This is a genomic window from Frigidibacter sp. SD6-1 (genome assembly GCF_030143255.1).
Classification (GTDB): Bacteria; Pseudomonadota; Alphaproteobacteria; order Rhodobacterales; family Rhodobacteraceae; genus TMP-24.
Window position 1 is genome coordinate 1 of record NZ_JARJNR010000010.1, and the last position, 12,319, is coordinate 12,319.

At 62.2% G+C, this 12,319-nt stretch carries 17 protein-coding genes; 3 read left to right on the forward strand and 14 right to left on the reverse strand.

What is annotated here, in order from left to right:
* The 5 genes from P0645_RS16320 to P0645_RS16340 all read right to left on the reverse strand — a co-directional run.
* A partial coding sequence (locus P0645_RS16320) for a VirB4 family type IV secretion/conjugal transfer ATPase (protein WP_284165662.1) occupies window positions 1-1,823 on the reverse strand: 1,823 nt, incomplete at its 3' end.
* Window positions 1,813-2,091 (reverse strand): VirB3 family type IV secretion system protein, encoded by a 279-nt coding sequence (locus P0645_RS16325; RefSeq protein WP_284165663.1) that lies wholly within the window; start codon window positions 2,089-2,091, stop codon window positions 1,813-1,815. The genes P0645_RS16320 and P0645_RS16325, both read right to left, overlap by 11 nt.
* 9 nt (window positions 2,092-2,100) lie before the next feature.
* Window positions 2,101-2,391 (reverse strand): TrbC/VirB2 family protein, encoded by a 291-nt coding sequence (locus P0645_RS16330; protein WP_052642869.1) that lies wholly within the window; start codon window positions 2,389-2,391, stop codon window positions 2,101-2,103.
* Entirely contained in the window at window positions 2,388-3,071 is a 684-nt protein-coding gene (locus tag P0645_RS16335; protein WP_284165715.1) for a lytic transglycosylase domain-containing protein, read from the reverse strand. The genes P0645_RS16330 and P0645_RS16335 overlap by 4 nt, the downstream gene beginning before the upstream one ends.
* Window positions 3,028-3,354 (reverse strand): hypothetical protein, encoded by a 327-nt coding sequence (locus P0645_RS16340; protein ID WP_010138156.1) that lies wholly within the window; start codon window positions 3,352-3,354, stop codon window positions 3,028-3,030. Before P0645_RS16340 ends, P0645_RS16335 begins: the two co-directional genes overlap by 44 nt.
* Window positions 3,355-3,599: 245 nt before the next feature.
* Here P0645_RS16340 and P0645_RS16345 point away from each other — a divergent pair, with 245 nt between their 5' ends.
* Window positions 3,600-3,827 carry a hypothetical protein gene (locus tag P0645_RS16345; RefSeq protein ID WP_066819060.1) on the forward strand — a complete coding sequence of 76 codons (228 nt, stop codon included), beginning with the start codon at window positions 3,600-3,602 and terminating at the stop codon, window positions 3,825-3,827.
* A 14-nt stretch (window positions 3,828-3,841) separates the two neighbouring features.
* Here the strand turns inward: P0645_RS16345 and P0645_RS16350 are convergent, their stop codons facing one another.
* Together P0645_RS16350 and P0645_RS16355 are read right to left on the reverse strand one after the other, a co-directional pair.
* A complete protein-coding gene (locus P0645_RS16350; protein WP_017468227.1) occupies window positions 3,842-4,162 on the reverse strand; it encodes a type II toxin-antitoxin system RelE/ParE family toxin in 321 nt (106 codons plus the stop codon).
* 5 nt (window positions 4,163-4,167) lie between these two features.
* Window positions 4,168-4,410, reverse strand: a complete 243-nt coding sequence (locus P0645_RS16355) for a type II toxin-antitoxin system ParD family antitoxin (protein ID WP_284165664.1) — start codon at window positions 4,408-4,410, stop codon at window positions 4,168-4,170.
* A gap of 473 nt (window positions 4,411-4,883) precedes the next feature.
* Between P0645_RS16355 and P0645_RS16360 the strand changes: the two genes are divergently transcribed.
* Both P0645_RS16360 and P0645_RS16365 read left to right on the forward strand, forming a co-directional pair.
* A complete protein-coding gene (locus tag P0645_RS16360) occupies window positions 4,884-5,537 on the forward strand; it encodes a hypothetical protein (protein ID WP_284165665.1) in 654 nt (217 codons plus the stop codon).
* 236 nt (window positions 5,538-5,773) lie between these two features.
* Entirely contained in the window at window positions 5,774-6,616 is an 843-nt protein-coding gene (locus P0645_RS16365; RefSeq protein WP_284165666.1) for a hypothetical protein, read from the forward strand.
* A 134-nt stretch (window positions 6,617-6,750) separates the two neighbouring features.
* On the opposite strand, the gene P0645_RS16370 is transcribed toward P0645_RS16365, so the two are convergent.
* The 7 genes from P0645_RS16370 to P0645_RS16400 all read right to left on the reverse strand — a co-directional run bounded on the left by P0645_RS16370 (window position 6,751) and on the right by P0645_RS16400 (window position 12,224).
* Window positions 6,751-7,281 (reverse strand): DUF1003 domain-containing protein, encoded by a 531-nt coding sequence (locus tag P0645_RS16370; protein WP_284165667.1) that lies wholly within the window; start codon window positions 7,279-7,281, stop codon window positions 6,751-6,753.
* Between the two features lie 148 nt (window positions 7,282-7,429).
* Entirely contained in the window at window positions 7,430-8,047 is a 618-nt protein-coding gene (locus P0645_RS16375) for a hypothetical protein (protein ID WP_284165668.1), read from the reverse strand.
* 1 nt (window position 8,048) lies between these two features.
* Window positions 8,049-9,047 carry an ABC transporter permease subunit gene (locus P0645_RS16380; protein WP_284165669.1) on the reverse strand — a complete coding sequence of 333 codons (999 nt, stop codon included), beginning with the start codon at window positions 9,045-9,047 and terminating at the stop codon, window positions 8,049-8,051.
* A complete protein-coding gene (locus P0645_RS16385; protein WP_284165670.1) occupies window positions 9,040-9,972 on the reverse strand; it encodes an ABC transporter permease in 933 nt (310 codons plus the stop codon). Before P0645_RS16385 ends, P0645_RS16380 begins: the two co-directional genes overlap by 8 nt.
* Entirely contained in the window at window positions 9,969-10,715 is a 747-nt protein-coding gene (locus tag P0645_RS16390) for an ABC transporter ATP-binding protein (RefSeq protein ID WP_284165671.1), read from the reverse strand. Before P0645_RS16390 ends, P0645_RS16385 begins: the two co-directional genes overlap by 4 nt.
* Before the next feature lie 71 nt (window positions 10,716-10,786).
* Entirely contained in the window at window positions 10,787-11,578 is a 792-nt protein-coding gene (locus tag P0645_RS16395) for a COG4705 family protein (RefSeq protein ID WP_284165672.1), read from the reverse strand.
* Between the two features lie 7 nt (window positions 11,579-11,585).
* Window positions 11,586-12,224, reverse strand: coding sequence for a hypothetical protein (locus P0645_RS16400; RefSeq protein ID WP_284165673.1), 639 nt, complete (start codon window positions 12,222-12,224; stop codon window positions 11,586-11,588).
* Window positions 12,225-12,319 lie beyond the last annotated feature (95 nt).

Here is a 12,319-nt window from a genome sequence, read left to right on the forward strand (position 1 = left end):
TCGATGCTGAAACTGTCCTCGGCATTGGCCCCGAAGATCCAGCCGTAGCGACCCTCGGCCGTCCATTCCTGCATCCGCTCGAAGAGATCGCCCTCGTCATCGGTCGAGACCAGCAGCGAGGCGAAATCCGACCAGTTTCGTAGGCCCGCATGTCCTGCGCTCGCGTTCTGGCGCACGACTTCCTGCAATCGGTTGGTCTGAACCGGGGTTAGCGGTCGATCGCGCCGCTCCAAGAGGCTCGCGAGCCAATCAGCAAGCCATGCCTGGCCCCGCACGTCGATCTCGGTCTGGAGCGGATTGAGGCCCGTGGGGCGCCCCGCTCGTACGGTCGAATAGCTGCCACCGAGCGCACGTACGGCCATTTCCATGCCAGCGCGATAGTCGAAGACGAAGACCCGCGCACCGGCGCGGCGGGCCATGGTCATCAGGAAGGCCGCCAGTACGGATTTGCCGGAGCCGGGACGGCCCAGGATCAGCGTGTGGCCTCCCGTGGGCTCGCGATCCGGCGCGCCCTGTTCGTGGAAGTTGAAGCGGAACCCGCTGCGCTCGGGCGTTGGGAAAAGCGTGATCGGCACGCCCCAAGGGACTTCCCGCCCTGTCTTTCCGAGCGGGGTGCGGTGGAAAGTGGCGAGGTCGGCGAAGTTGTGGTTCGTGATCGCAGCCTTGCGGCTTCGCGCCCCGGTATTGCCGGGATGCTGCGCCATGAAATGCGCCCGCGCCCCGAAGGCCTCCGAAATCAGGTTGATCCCGGAAGTGGCGGAGATGTTGCGGATTTCGGCCGCGATGTCGTCAAGCGCCGTCTGGGTGCGGGCATAGACCGCCACGGTCATGTGGTGCTCGCCGAAGATCAGGCGTTTGGATTCCAGATCGTCCTGCGCGAGTTCCAGTTCCTGGGCGAGGCTGACGGCCCCGTCATTGGCGGCTTGCATCAGGCGCAGCTGCCGCTTGATCCGGCCAGCCATGATGTTGGTGTTGATCGGCACAAAAGAGTGCGTGACGACCATGTCGACGGGCAGATTCAACTCGTCGAGCATCAGGCTATCGGTCTTGGCGGGGTAGTTCTTCACCGCGAAGATCGCGCCGAGCTTGTCGCCGACCGCACCGTCGGAGAGCGCGATGGTCGTGCCGCGGAAAGTGACGCGGGTATTGGCCACATCTTCGGCGATCACGCCAAGGCGCGACCTCGGGAAGAGCGGATGCTCCTCGCCCGTGTTGAGCGAGCCAAGGAAGCCAAGAAGCTCGCCAGTGCTGGCCGCAAGCAGGCGGGGCTTCAGCTCATCGAAGGACGACAGCAGAAACCCCACAACCTCGTCGAGTTTGCGCAAGCGGCGGGTGGTGTCGGCTGCATGCCGGGCGCGGGAAGCCCCAAGTCCGAATGGCAAGCGACCGCCGGTCTCTGGTCGCTTCAGCACCGTCAGGGTCAATGTCTTGTCGCGCAAGCCCGCGCGGCCGAGATGCGCGTGCCATCGTTTGTCGACGGCGGCAGCAAACCCTTCGCCCGGGATGGGCGGCAGGGTCACGTCGACCGCTTTCGAGACCTTGTGCAGGTAGAAGGAGAACTCGGTTCCGACCTGCGCGACGATCCCGGCGAGGAGCCCGCCGATCCGGTCGAGATGCGCGTCCTCGCTCGTGGTGCTGTTTACCCCTTCCAGCCGGATGCATTGCATCAGCTCGTTGCCGCGTGTCCGGATCGTCCGGTCGGTGACAAGGCTGACGTAAGGCAGCATGGATGAGAGCCGCTTCTCGCCCTTGACCCATGCGGGCAGCGCCGTCAGCGGATCGAGGGCCTCCTCCACGTCATTGGCAAGTCCATCACGGGGCATAGCTGTCACCTCCGTGCAGTTTGCGGTTCGCCGTGGGCGGGGTTTCCTGCAAGGTGATCACCAGGACATCGAGGAAGTTCGGATCCCAGTCCGCGGCTTTCCAAAGCGCCGGCCAGGCCAGCCCCGCGAACACAGCCACCACCCAGCTCTGGACCCAGAGGAACAGCAGCGTCGAGCTGAAGAGCCAGACCATGGCGTACATGATCGGCAAGCCCATCAGCTTGGGTGGCCTGAGAAGGCCGATGAACACGCGGGACTGGTCGGACATGGGTGCTTCTCAGGTCGTCCAGATGGCGGCGACAATGGTCGGCGCCGCGGCAATGCCCGCGATCGCGACCACGACCCAGAGCGCCTGACGGAAATCGAGGATGCCGAAGAGCCAGGAAAGGAACACGCCGATCAGCGCGAGTGTGCCGATCACGATGCCCAAGGGGCCGGTGATCGCATCGACAATGCCTTGAAGCAGGGTCTGCACCGGCGAAAGGTCAATGCTCTGCGCAAGCGCTGGACCCGCCAGCACGATAAGGGCCATCGCGCCGAGCGCAACGGTCGAAGGTCTCGGTGTCATGAAAGATCTCCTCTGAGCCGCTCAAACACGGCAGTCACACGGGCCACATGCCCTTGGGTTTCTCGAAAAGGGGGGATGCCGCCGTGGCGTGTGACCGCCTCAGGGCCAGCGTTGTACGCCGCAAGGGCCAGAGAGCCTTCGCCGAACTGGTCGAGCATCATCAGCAGGTAGCGGGCTGATCCGTCGAGGTTTTGCGCAATGTCATGTGGGTCCACGCCGAGGTCGTGGGCGGTATCTGGCATAAGCTGGCCAAGGCCTATGGCACCGACAGGGCTGCGTGCAGCCGGATTGTATGCGCTCTCGACTTCGATATTGGCCCGGTAAAGGAGCGCCCAATCAGTGACTGAAAGCCCTGCGCGACGCAGCGCACCATGCCCGGCATACCGCAGAGCCGTGGTCTCGATCGCATGGAGGATTTCTGGGGTGGCGCGGGCGGCAGATGGAGCCGGGATCGCTGTCTCAACAGTGGCGTCGGGAACGCGAGGTTCTGCGAAGAGAAAAAGACGCCCGTTTGCCCCTTGAGAAGTGGAAATCAATTGGCCGTCTGGGCGGACCTGGAAGATCAAACCGTCGGCCAGGGCCGGGGGCGCGGAACAAACGCCTGTACCCAAAGCAACGACGAGCGCAGTTGCGCGATCAGCTGCCTTTGACCGGAGGCGCGGCGTGGCGCTCGCGGCCACCTTCTTCAAGTGGGATGCTAGCGGTCGTACAGCCCATGTCGGCCAGGAAGCTGACAAGACCAACGATGGTTTTGAAGTCGCGGAGCTTGAGGACGCTTCGGCTGGTGACGAGCATTTTGTCGTCACGCCCATCAGTGGCGACGGCGCGGATGACCCACGAGCCGTACCAGCTGTTATGGCGCTTCTCCGCTCTCTCCTTGCAGACCACCTCAATGAGGTAGCCCTCGGCGAGCAAGCCGCGCAGTCCGTCTTCTGTAACCACATTCGGGGCTTCTTCTATCATGGCCTTCCCTTGGGTCCTTGTTCTGCCTGGGTGCAGTATCAGGCCCACGGGGTCGCAACACCGTGAGCGATACAAAACAACATTAATGATAGCAAGACAATAATAACGTGTTGACGAAGTTCGCCTTGCTCCGATAACGGTGATAGCCGACACAATGATAATCTTAAAGGCGGCAAAGGAGTTTTGCCCTGCGCTTGTTTATTGCGCACAACGCACCGTTGCTGTTCGCGCTCCTGCTTGGAAGCATGCCGGTAGCCGCGGCTGCGGATTGCGTACCTCCCGAGCGACCGTTCTTGCCTCAGTCGCGAGAAGACATTCGTGCCTATGCCGATCTGCTGCGTTCTGATTTCGAGGGCTACATTGCCGACATTCAGGAATACTTCCGCTGTCTTGATGCCGAGCGCCAACGCGCGTTTCAGGAGGCGCGCGAGGTCAGTGAAGACTATGGAAGACTGGTCGAGCTATTGGACTGAGCAAACGCATGGGCTTAACCGCCGTCGAGATCCTCGTAGTAGACGAGCGCGGGCATGTTACGGCGCTGATGCACGATGCGCAGGATGACTGCCGCGCCATCCGCCGCATCGAGCCGCTTGTAGAAGATCACGTGACGCTGGCAATTGACGGACCGCATCCCCGGGACAAAGAGACTCCTGTCCCGGCCCGCGTCGGGATCCCCAGTGATCCGCTCGAAGGCGGTGACCAACTGGCGGTAATAGACGAGCCATTGGTCCCTGCCCCAGGTCTCGACGGTGTAGGTGCGTATCTCTTCGAGGTCGGACTTGGCCTGTCCGGAAAGCCGAATCGTCATGCGGGTCAGCGATCAAACGCATCCGGCTCGAAGGCTTGGGCATCGAACTCAGCGAAGTCCCCATTCTCGGCCAGGGTGGCTGCCATCTCGAGATCGGCCTTGAGGGTATAGAACTGCCGCGCGCCATCCTTCTCCATCAGCATCCTTACGCCGGCGCGCACGACTTCGCTCAGATTGGCGTAGGCGCCGGACTCGATCTGCGCCTGCGCATATTTCTGCATCGGTTCGGTCAGGTGGACGTTTGGCATCAGACTCTCCTATCCATGCTCAATCGTATCAGATACTGCCATAAATCTTCAAGCGCATGTTCGATCCCAACATAGCCCACAACATAGGATCGTTGCTCCACCCGCCCTTCCGTTCCCGGATTCCAGCCGTGGAACCAAGCCCTACAGTTTTCCGGCACTGCCCTTCCCGGGACCATGGGCGCTGCGACACGCCGTTTGACGGGCTCATGCGGTCTGTTCTTCCGTGACCGCTTTCGTGGCCGCATGGAAACACGACATTTTCCTTTTTTCGCAAATGTTTGTTTGGCATCTAACGTGAAATGAAGCCGCAATTTTGGCCGCTTTCAAGACGCCACAAGAGCCCAAACCGGCGTCAGATCTTGGAAGCTGTCTCGCGACACAAGCGAATAATCGCAGGTCACCATCAATCAAATCTCCTTGCCATCATTAATGTTGTTTCGTATCGCTGCACCATTATAGATGGAGTCGGCATCATGAAGCACGTGATCCACGGCGTGGCCACGGCCACGGCACTAAGCATATCCGGACTATTGGCCTCGTCAGCACCGGCTCAGGCCTATCAGGTGGACTGTGCGATCCTCCTCTGCCTTGCGGGCGGCTGGCCTGCCTCCGCGCCCTGCGCCCATGCCAGAGCGGTCTTCATTCGGCGGATCACGCCATGGCCGATCGAGCCGCCCCTACAAATCTGGCGGTGTCCGATGGGTGTGTCGTTCAACGAACCAAGTCCGTTGTCGCCTATGGAACGCCTTTATGACATCACGTTTCGCGATCCGCCCGAACCGCAGGTATCGACTCCGATACCCCTTGTTCGCGTCCAGGCGGATGAACAAGCCGACATCGACATCTCGGGCGACGCCTTTGATTTCGTGCGCAGCATTCGCGTCTATCACATTCAGTACCGCCAGCACGAAAACCGAGATGGCGACTGCAATCGCAGCGACTCCACGCGGTTGGGGTCCTACGGCGTGCAGGGCGATTACCGATGGACAAGATCCAACGTAGGCCAGGTGCCGGCCGCATCCGGCCTGAGCATCCCGAATGGATGTGGCAGCTACTTCTACCGCTCCGTCTTCGTCGACTGGCGTGATCACGCCGGGAACTATGGTTCTGAAGAAGTTCGCTACTGACAAAATCTGCTCGCGGTCTTGCCGCGCGCGTCCTCATAACCCCGCACGGGAGGCTGTGCAAAACCCCCGAAAAGGAGACGACGCCAGACCGTGAAGCCTGACGCCGTGCAAGAAAACTCCGTGAACAAGAGTTTCCTAGCGCACGGCTAAGACACCTGCAACCAGCAAAGTTGTTTTGCTGGCAAGAATGTTGTTGTCTCACGACATGGCGTCGGATCTCCAAGGAGACCTCGACCATGGAACCTACGACCGGCCTGATCCTGCGACGGATCACGCAGACAAATCTTTCTGTTGCAGCGCACAAGCTGGCCACCCTCATCCTTGATGCCATCGCCTGGAAGGATGGCTACAACGGTTTGTCGCGCGGAACGGCAGCCTTCACCCTCTCTGCCCTGGCGGAGAAGATGGGTGTCTCACGACAATATCTTTCAGTTCTTTTGAGCGAACTTGAGACGTCGGAGTTGCAGCTCGAGCGGGCGAAGCCGAATGGCAAGTTCGCGCCTTGGATCTTTCGGTTTTCCGCCTTCGACGAGGAGATTGAAACCCATGATCTCGTGTCAGGTGAAGGTGACACATCACTATCTAGAGATAATAATAACAAAACTATCTTCTCAGGACTGATCGACATCACCGCGAGTTCGAACGTTTTTCAGACCAGTTGGGCAGAGCTCATCAAAGCAGCGAAGGCCACGCTGCCCTGCTGGAACGTTGACACCCAGGTCATCTGGGATCGCTTCCTCGCCTTCAACCGGTCCCGAGGCAACGGGAAGGTGCCGGCCGGCTTCCTGCTTGGCTTCATGCGCCGATGGCGGAATTCGTCGGGAACACCGCCTCGTCCCGCGGTCAAGCCGCCCGCGAGACCAATAACGGACCCCAAAGAGCGCGAATTGCTGAGACAGATGCAAGCCGCCCCGACTGCGAACCGCCAGTTCCACGCGTCCGACCTGTGTCGTTTGATCAGTCACGCTGCCTACGAAGCGCGGGTACTGGATGTAATCCGCAAGTTTGGGTGTCAGAGGTTTTCAGCAACTCTGGCGGTGCACGGAAGAGCGGTGTTGGCAGGGGAGATATCCAGGTGAACCCGGCTACAGAGCTGCGCTGGAGGGTCGGCCAGCCACGGTCTGACATCTCAAAATTGTACAGTCCAGCTTGGACTACTCTTTTGTAACGAGAGCCTATCCACAAGATTTGCTCTTGCGAGGCAGGAAAAATTTTAACTTTCGCCGGAAATGACCTTTCCATGTACTTCACTTGTCATCTTTTCAATGCGCTCGCTGAGATCACGCGTTAGCTCTGTCAGCTCCGTGTTCTGTTTCATCAGCTCGACGAGTTGGGCCGTCTGCTGTGCGGCAATGGTCTGGCGTTGCTCCGCGGCGGCGGCCAAGGCCTCGCGATGCTGCGCATCGGCGGCGGCGTCCAGCTTGTCGCGATCCGCCTGTCGCGTCTGGGCAAGAAGGATCAGCGGCGCGGCATAGGCCGCCTGAAGGCTGAACATAAGGTTCAGAAGAATGAAGGGATAAGTATCGAACCTGGTCCACCCGCCAACGTTGATCAGGATCCAGGCGGCCACGATCGCGGTTTGCGCAATGAGAAAGACGGGCGTCCCAAAAAACCGCGCAAAGGTTTCCGCACGTTTGCCGAACCAGTCATCTCCGAAGACCGACGTGGCGTGGTGTGTCGGCCAGTGGAAATGCCGAACTGATTTCGTGGGGAAGGCTTGCCGCCCCTCAGTTTCATAGCTCATGCATGGTTCCTTCAATATCTGCCGACCGGTGCTGCCGAAGTGCGGAGCCGATTAACTCGGCATCCGCTTCTCTATTCGGCGCTCGGCGGTGTACGTGATGGCATCCATTTCTGGTTGAACAGCCCAAAATAGTCCAGCGCCCAACCTGTCAATCCGCGGTTTCAGCTCCGCCCGGATCCTTTTCCACGTTCCCCTGAACTGCGGTGAAGCCGTCGGCCTGGACCGAGACCGTGACGTGCTTTCCAGCAAGGCTGGTCACATAGAGCGAGTTGGGGTTTGCCCGCAGATGGCTCGGTGCGGTGCCTTCGTCGACGTGGATGCGGACCTCTCCGCCGGCGGGCACGGTAACCTGCGGATGGTAGATGTAGCTTTCCTTCGCTCCGCTGTCGGCGTCGGTGATCGTGTAATAGACGGTCAGCCCCGAGAGATCAGCGGCGCCATCGTTCAGGACCTGGATCTCGAGGTGATCGGGCGCGTCCTTGTGCGTGGCGGGATCGACGTTGTTCTCGACCAGAACTTCGCCAATCCAGTATGTCGCCGCAGCACCGCCTGCGACGGTGGGATCGGCGGCGTTCACCGGATCGTTGTCAGCAAGATCGTTCTGACCGTCGCCATCGGTGTCGGGGTTCATCGGGTCGGTGTGCAGAAGCGGTTCGGAGATGTCGGGCACGCCGTCGCCATCGGTATCGGTCGTCGTGGTCTGGGCATGCGCAAGGCTGGTGCTCAGAAACAATGCTGTGAGGGTCATTGTCGTGATCGTCTTCATGTCAGGACTCCTTGGTCAGACGGTCGGGATTGATCGGACGCAGCAGCGCGAGGCCGCCCAGCCCGAGGGAGAAAAGGAAAAGGAAGAGCAGGTCGCCCTGCTTCTCGGCCATCACCTTGGCCAGCGGCGCACCGGTATAGGTGTCCTTGATGCCGAGTACGGCGAAGGTGAAGCGCTCGAAGTGCTTGGTGACAGACGCGACTTCGATCCCGTTGCGGAATGTCTCGTATCCGGCGAACCCGGCCTTGATCCGGTCTTGTTCGGCCTTGGGGATCGAAAGCTGGGCAAATACGCCGCCCGCGACCTGGTTGTCGGGGTCCATCGTGTCGCCGATCTGTGGCGCGACGAGCACGACGAGGATCCAGAGCGCGAAGGCGTAGATAAGGCCGCTGGCGGGGCTTTTTGCCCAGAGGCTGAGCCCGAAGCCGAGAGTGAAAAGAGCAGTAAGATACAAGACGCCAGCCGCCCATGTCAGGACCAGCCGCAGGGCATCGCCCATGGTCAGCCCGATTCCGGAAACGATGGGCAAGAGGATCGCCGTGGCGAGGAAGACGACGGCCAACGAGACCGCCGCAAGGCCCATGCCACCGATGATCTTGGCAAGGGTATAGGCCCAATGCGGCATTGGCCGGGTCAAGATCAGGGCCAGCGTCTGCCGCCCCCTCTCGGCTGCCGCAGCGCGGTAGCCTGCCACAAGGGCGATCACCGCACCCATGATCTCGATCTGCTCGATCATCCCGCGCATGAGTTTCAGCGGGTAGAATTCGGGCGCAGCGATGGCGGAGGCGCCCTTGCCGAGCGCCAGAAGCTGCGCCCGCGCGGCAGCATAGGTTGCGGCATCGCCATGGAGCGCGATGGCGCCCGTGACCAGCGATACGGCCGCGGCGGCGATGAGGGCCAGCGTCGCCCAGAGGAGAAATCGGTCGCGCAGTTGCTCGCGGGCATCGCGCAAGGCGATCGTCGTGACGCTGCCGGACAGGCTAGGAAGGAGATCAGGCATCGGGGCCTCCGGCGTTGAGATCGAGTTTCGCGGAAGAGTGCGCGGCGAACAGGCCGGCGAGTATCAGCGCGACCGGAAGAGCCACCGCCGGTGGGACCGGACCTCGCGGGGCCAGGCCATCAGGCAGGAAGCTCAGGAGATCCCCCGAAGCCCATGCGAAGCCCTCGGCCAGCGACAACGGCCCCAGGACCCGTGACATCAGATGGAAGAAGACTGAGTCTGGGGTGGTGGCCAGCGTCGAGACCGGGTTGATCGCGGCGGTCGGATGCACGTTCGCGGTCAGTTCGGGCAGGACGAAGGTGACGACCAGCCAGACCACAGTGGCAGCGATCAGACCGCTCGCGGTGGCGGGCATGCGGGCAGCCGCCCCAAGCGCCACGAACCCGAATATGGTGATGTAGGCCCAGCCGGCGACCAGGAACAGCGCGAGCCGCAGCAGGTCCCCCGGTCTGACGACCAGTGAGGGGATGGTAAACAGCATCGCGACCGAGATGACCGCGGCGACCGCCATCATCGCCCCGGTCGCCGTCACCATTGCCCGCATTTTGCCAAGGGCGAGGTCGCTGCGCTCGAATGGGCGCGCGCCGATCAGCGGCAAGGTCCCGGCACGGCGATCGGTCTCGATCAGAAGCTGGCCGATCACGATGGACCCGAAAGCGCCGATCAGGCTGATGTAGACGCCAAGGTTGCGCAGTACCGCCAGCGGTGCGGACTGGCTGACCGGGTTCGGCGGCACAGGCTGGCCCGAGGCGGCCAGATACGTGGCCGCGTCGACATAAATCGCGTCCACAGTATTCGTCGCAGACCAGCCGAGCCAGGCCGTGACCAGCACCATCGCCGCGAAGAAGGCGATCAGGATCAGCACGCTTCTGTCCCGCGTGAGTCCGGACAGGGATTGTCGGGCGATGAGCCGCGCCGGGGTCATGCCGCCACCTCGGGGCCACGCTCGGCCACGCCGACATAGAGGTCTTCGAGGCTGCGCTCGTCATATTTGTCCGCGACGGCCTGCATGCTGTCATGGAAGACAAGCTTGCCATGGGCCAACACCCCGATCGAGGTGCAGCTCCGCGCGACTTCGGACAGAAGATGCGTGTTCATGAAGATCGTCATGCCCCGCGCATGCAGCTTCTCGATGATTTCGCGAAGCTGGCGCACCCCCATCGGATCGAGGCCCGAGGTCGGCTCGTCGAGGAACAGGACCTCTGGCTGGTGCAGGATCGCCTGGGCAAGGCCGACGCGCTGCCGCATCCCCTTGGAAAAGGTGCCGACACGACGGTCAGCCAGCGGGGCGATGTCGAGGAAGTCGAGCGTTTCGCGCACGGCCTCCACTGGGCCTGCGACACCCGACAGACGGGCGAAGAAGGTCAGGTTCTCGCGGGTCGTAAATCGGTCATAGAGGCGCACGTTTTCCGGCAGGTACCCGATGGAGGCGCGGACTTTGATCGGATCGGATGCGACGTCATGACCGGCGACACGCGCGGTGCCGGAGGTGGGTGCGAGCAGCGTGGTCAGCAGGCGGATCGTCGTGGTCTTGCCGGCACCGTTGTGGCCGAGAAAGCCGAAGACCTCGCCCTTTGGCACGTCCAGCGACAGGGGATGCAGCACAACTGCGTCGCCGTAGGATTTGCTGAGGCCGGAGGTCGAGACGGCGGGAATAGCCTTGGTCATGGCCGAGGTCCTTTCAGGGAAGGCGCGGTCCCGGCGTAGGCCGGAACCGCACGTGTTTCAGGGGTGGAAGGTCATTCCGCGAGGTCGGGCGCGGCTCTGGTCGTCATCAGCACCACGGTCCCGGCGATCACCGCGAGGAAGGCAAGGCTGGTGACGATGGTTCCAAGCCCGAGGCCGCCAAACTCGGCCGGCTGTGCCAGGAAGTCACCGAAGGAAGCGCCAAGCGGGCGGGTGAAGATGTAGCAGAGCCAGAACGCCCACATCCCATCGAGGCCAAGCGCGAAGTATCCCAAGGCCAGCGAGGCGATGATCAGCCCGAAGAGGACGCCGGTTCCGGCGAAGCCGACACCGAAGGCCTCGGAGATCAGGTCGCCCACGGCGGTGCCAAGCGCGAAGGTGAAGAGGATCGCCAGCCAGTAGAAGGCCTCGCGACGGAAGGTGAAGACCTCGTGGATCGAAAGCGTCCGTTCCACCGCGAACCAGGCCGCGAAGGTGGCGGCGAGCGCCAGCGTGAAGCCGATGGTCGAGGTGATGAGCGGGATGCCAATCGCGTCGGTCATGTTGTCGGTGATCAGCGTGCCGACGACCGAGATCAGGACCACTGCGATCCAGTAAGTGGCGGGAACGTAGGCCTTCTGGCGGAACTGCCAGAGCATTGCCACGACAAGGACCGCGGTCATCAGGACCGTCGTCGCGCCAAGGCCAAGGCCGAGGTTGACCGCAAGGAAGTCGGCGGCGGTTTCGCCCATGGTCACGGCCATGAGCTTGATGAGCCAGAAGCCGGGTGTGACTTCGGGCACCCGATTTACGCCACCGGGTTGCGGCACGGGGCGGTCGAAATCGGCGAAAGTTGCGTCGGTCATGATGGAATCATCCGTTCAGAAGGGCCAGCGCCTGCGCCGAGAAGGCGTCGGCGTGAGCGTCATCGTCGGCATTGCAGCGCTCGAGCGCCTTGGACTGCAGGTCGGCGACAGCGGCGGGCGGAGTGGTGTTGCCGATTGCACTGCGAAGCTGGCCGATCAGGTCCTCGCAAGGGATGGCCCGGCCGCCCTCGTCGGTCACGGCGATGCCGGAGACGTATTGAATGGGGCCCGAGGCTGTTGCTGGCACAGGGGCATCAAGCGTGGTGGACAGGGCAGCAAGAGCGGCATCAACGGTCGCTTGGTCGGGAGTTCCCGCGCGCAAGGCCGCGAAGGCCTCGTCGGCGGCCGCATCGACCGTATTCCAGGCAGCCCGGTCGGCCTGACGCAGCGCCGAGGCGTTCTGGTCCCACAGAGTTTCAAGGTCGGTGATGCGGTGTTCGGCGGCTGCGAAATCGCCGGTGGCGGCGATTATCTGGGTATCGGCCACGATGGTCTTGTAGTCCGAGAGGTCGCCCAGCCCGGGCGATTGGGTTGCTGCGGTGGTTTGTGCGATGGGCGAGATCAACATCTCGGCCAGCGCGAACCCGGTCGCCGGGACAGCGATCAGCGTCGCTGACAAGGCAAGGTTCCTTAGGGTGGCGTTCATGGGAGGCGTCCTGTCTGAAAGCACGCGGGCCTCCAACCGAGGTCCGTATGCGCAGTTCTGACAGCGACTTTCCCGAAGCGTCTGGCGGACTTCTT

Excerpts from the sequence above, each read along its gene's own strand:
- P0645_RS16325 (WP_284165663.1), bottom strand. The coding sequence starts at position 2,091 with ATGTCCGACCAGTCCCGCGTGTTCATCGGCCTTCTCAGGCCACCCAAG.
- P0645_RS16330 (WP_052642869.1), bottom strand. The coding sequence starts at position 2,391 with ATGACACCGAGACCTTCGACCGTTGCGCTCGGCGCGATGGCCCTTATC.
- P0645_RS16340 (WP_010138156.1), bottom strand. The coding sequence starts at position 3,354 with ATGATAGAAGAAGCCCCGAATGTGGTTACAGAAGACGGACTGCGCGGC.
- P0645_RS16345 (WP_066819060.1), top strand. The coding sequence starts at position 3,600 with ATGCCGGTAGCCGCGGCTGCGGATTGCGTACCTCCCGAGCGACCGTTC.
- P0645_RS16350 (WP_017468227.1), bottom strand. The coding sequence starts at position 4,162 with ATGACGATTCGGCTTTCCGGACAGGCCAAGTCCGACCTCGAAGAGATA.
- P0645_RS16355 (WP_284165664.1), bottom strand. The coding sequence starts at position 4,410 with ATGCCAAACGTCCACCTGACCGAACCGATGCAGAAATATGCGCAGGCG.
- P0645_RS16360 (WP_284165665.1), top strand. The coding sequence starts at position 4,884 with ATGAAGCACGTGATCCACGGCGTGGCCACGGCCACGGCACTAAGCATA.
- P0645_RS16365 (WP_284165666.1), top strand. The coding sequence starts at position 5,774 with ATGGAACCTACGACCGGCCTGATCCTGCGACGGATCACGCAGACAAAT.
- P0645_RS16370 (WP_284165667.1), bottom strand. The coding sequence starts at position 7,281 with ATGAGCTATGAAACTGAGGGGCGGCAAGCCTTCCCCACGAAATCAGTT.
- P0645_RS16375 (WP_284165668.1), bottom strand. The coding sequence starts at position 8,047 with ATGAAGACGATCACGACAATGACCCTCACAGCATTGTTTCTGAGCACC.
- P0645_RS16380 (WP_284165669.1), bottom strand. The coding sequence starts at position 9,047 with ATGCCTGATCTCCTTCCTAGCCTGTCCGGCAGCGTCACGACGATCGCC.
- P0645_RS16385 (WP_284165670.1), bottom strand. The coding sequence starts at position 9,972 with ATGACCCCGGCGCGGCTCATCGCCCGACAATCCCTGTCCGGACTCACG.
- P0645_RS16390 (WP_284165671.1), bottom strand. The coding sequence starts at position 10,715 with ATGACCAAGGCTATTCCCGCCGTCTCGACCTCCGGCCTCAGCAAATCC.
- P0645_RS16395 (WP_284165672.1), bottom strand. The coding sequence starts at position 11,578 with ATGACCGACGCAACTTTCGCCGATTTCGACCGCCCCGTGCCGCAACCC.
- P0645_RS16400 (WP_284165673.1), bottom strand. The coding sequence starts at position 12,224 with ATGAACGCCACCCTAAGGAACCTTGCCTTGTCAGCGACGCTGATCGCT.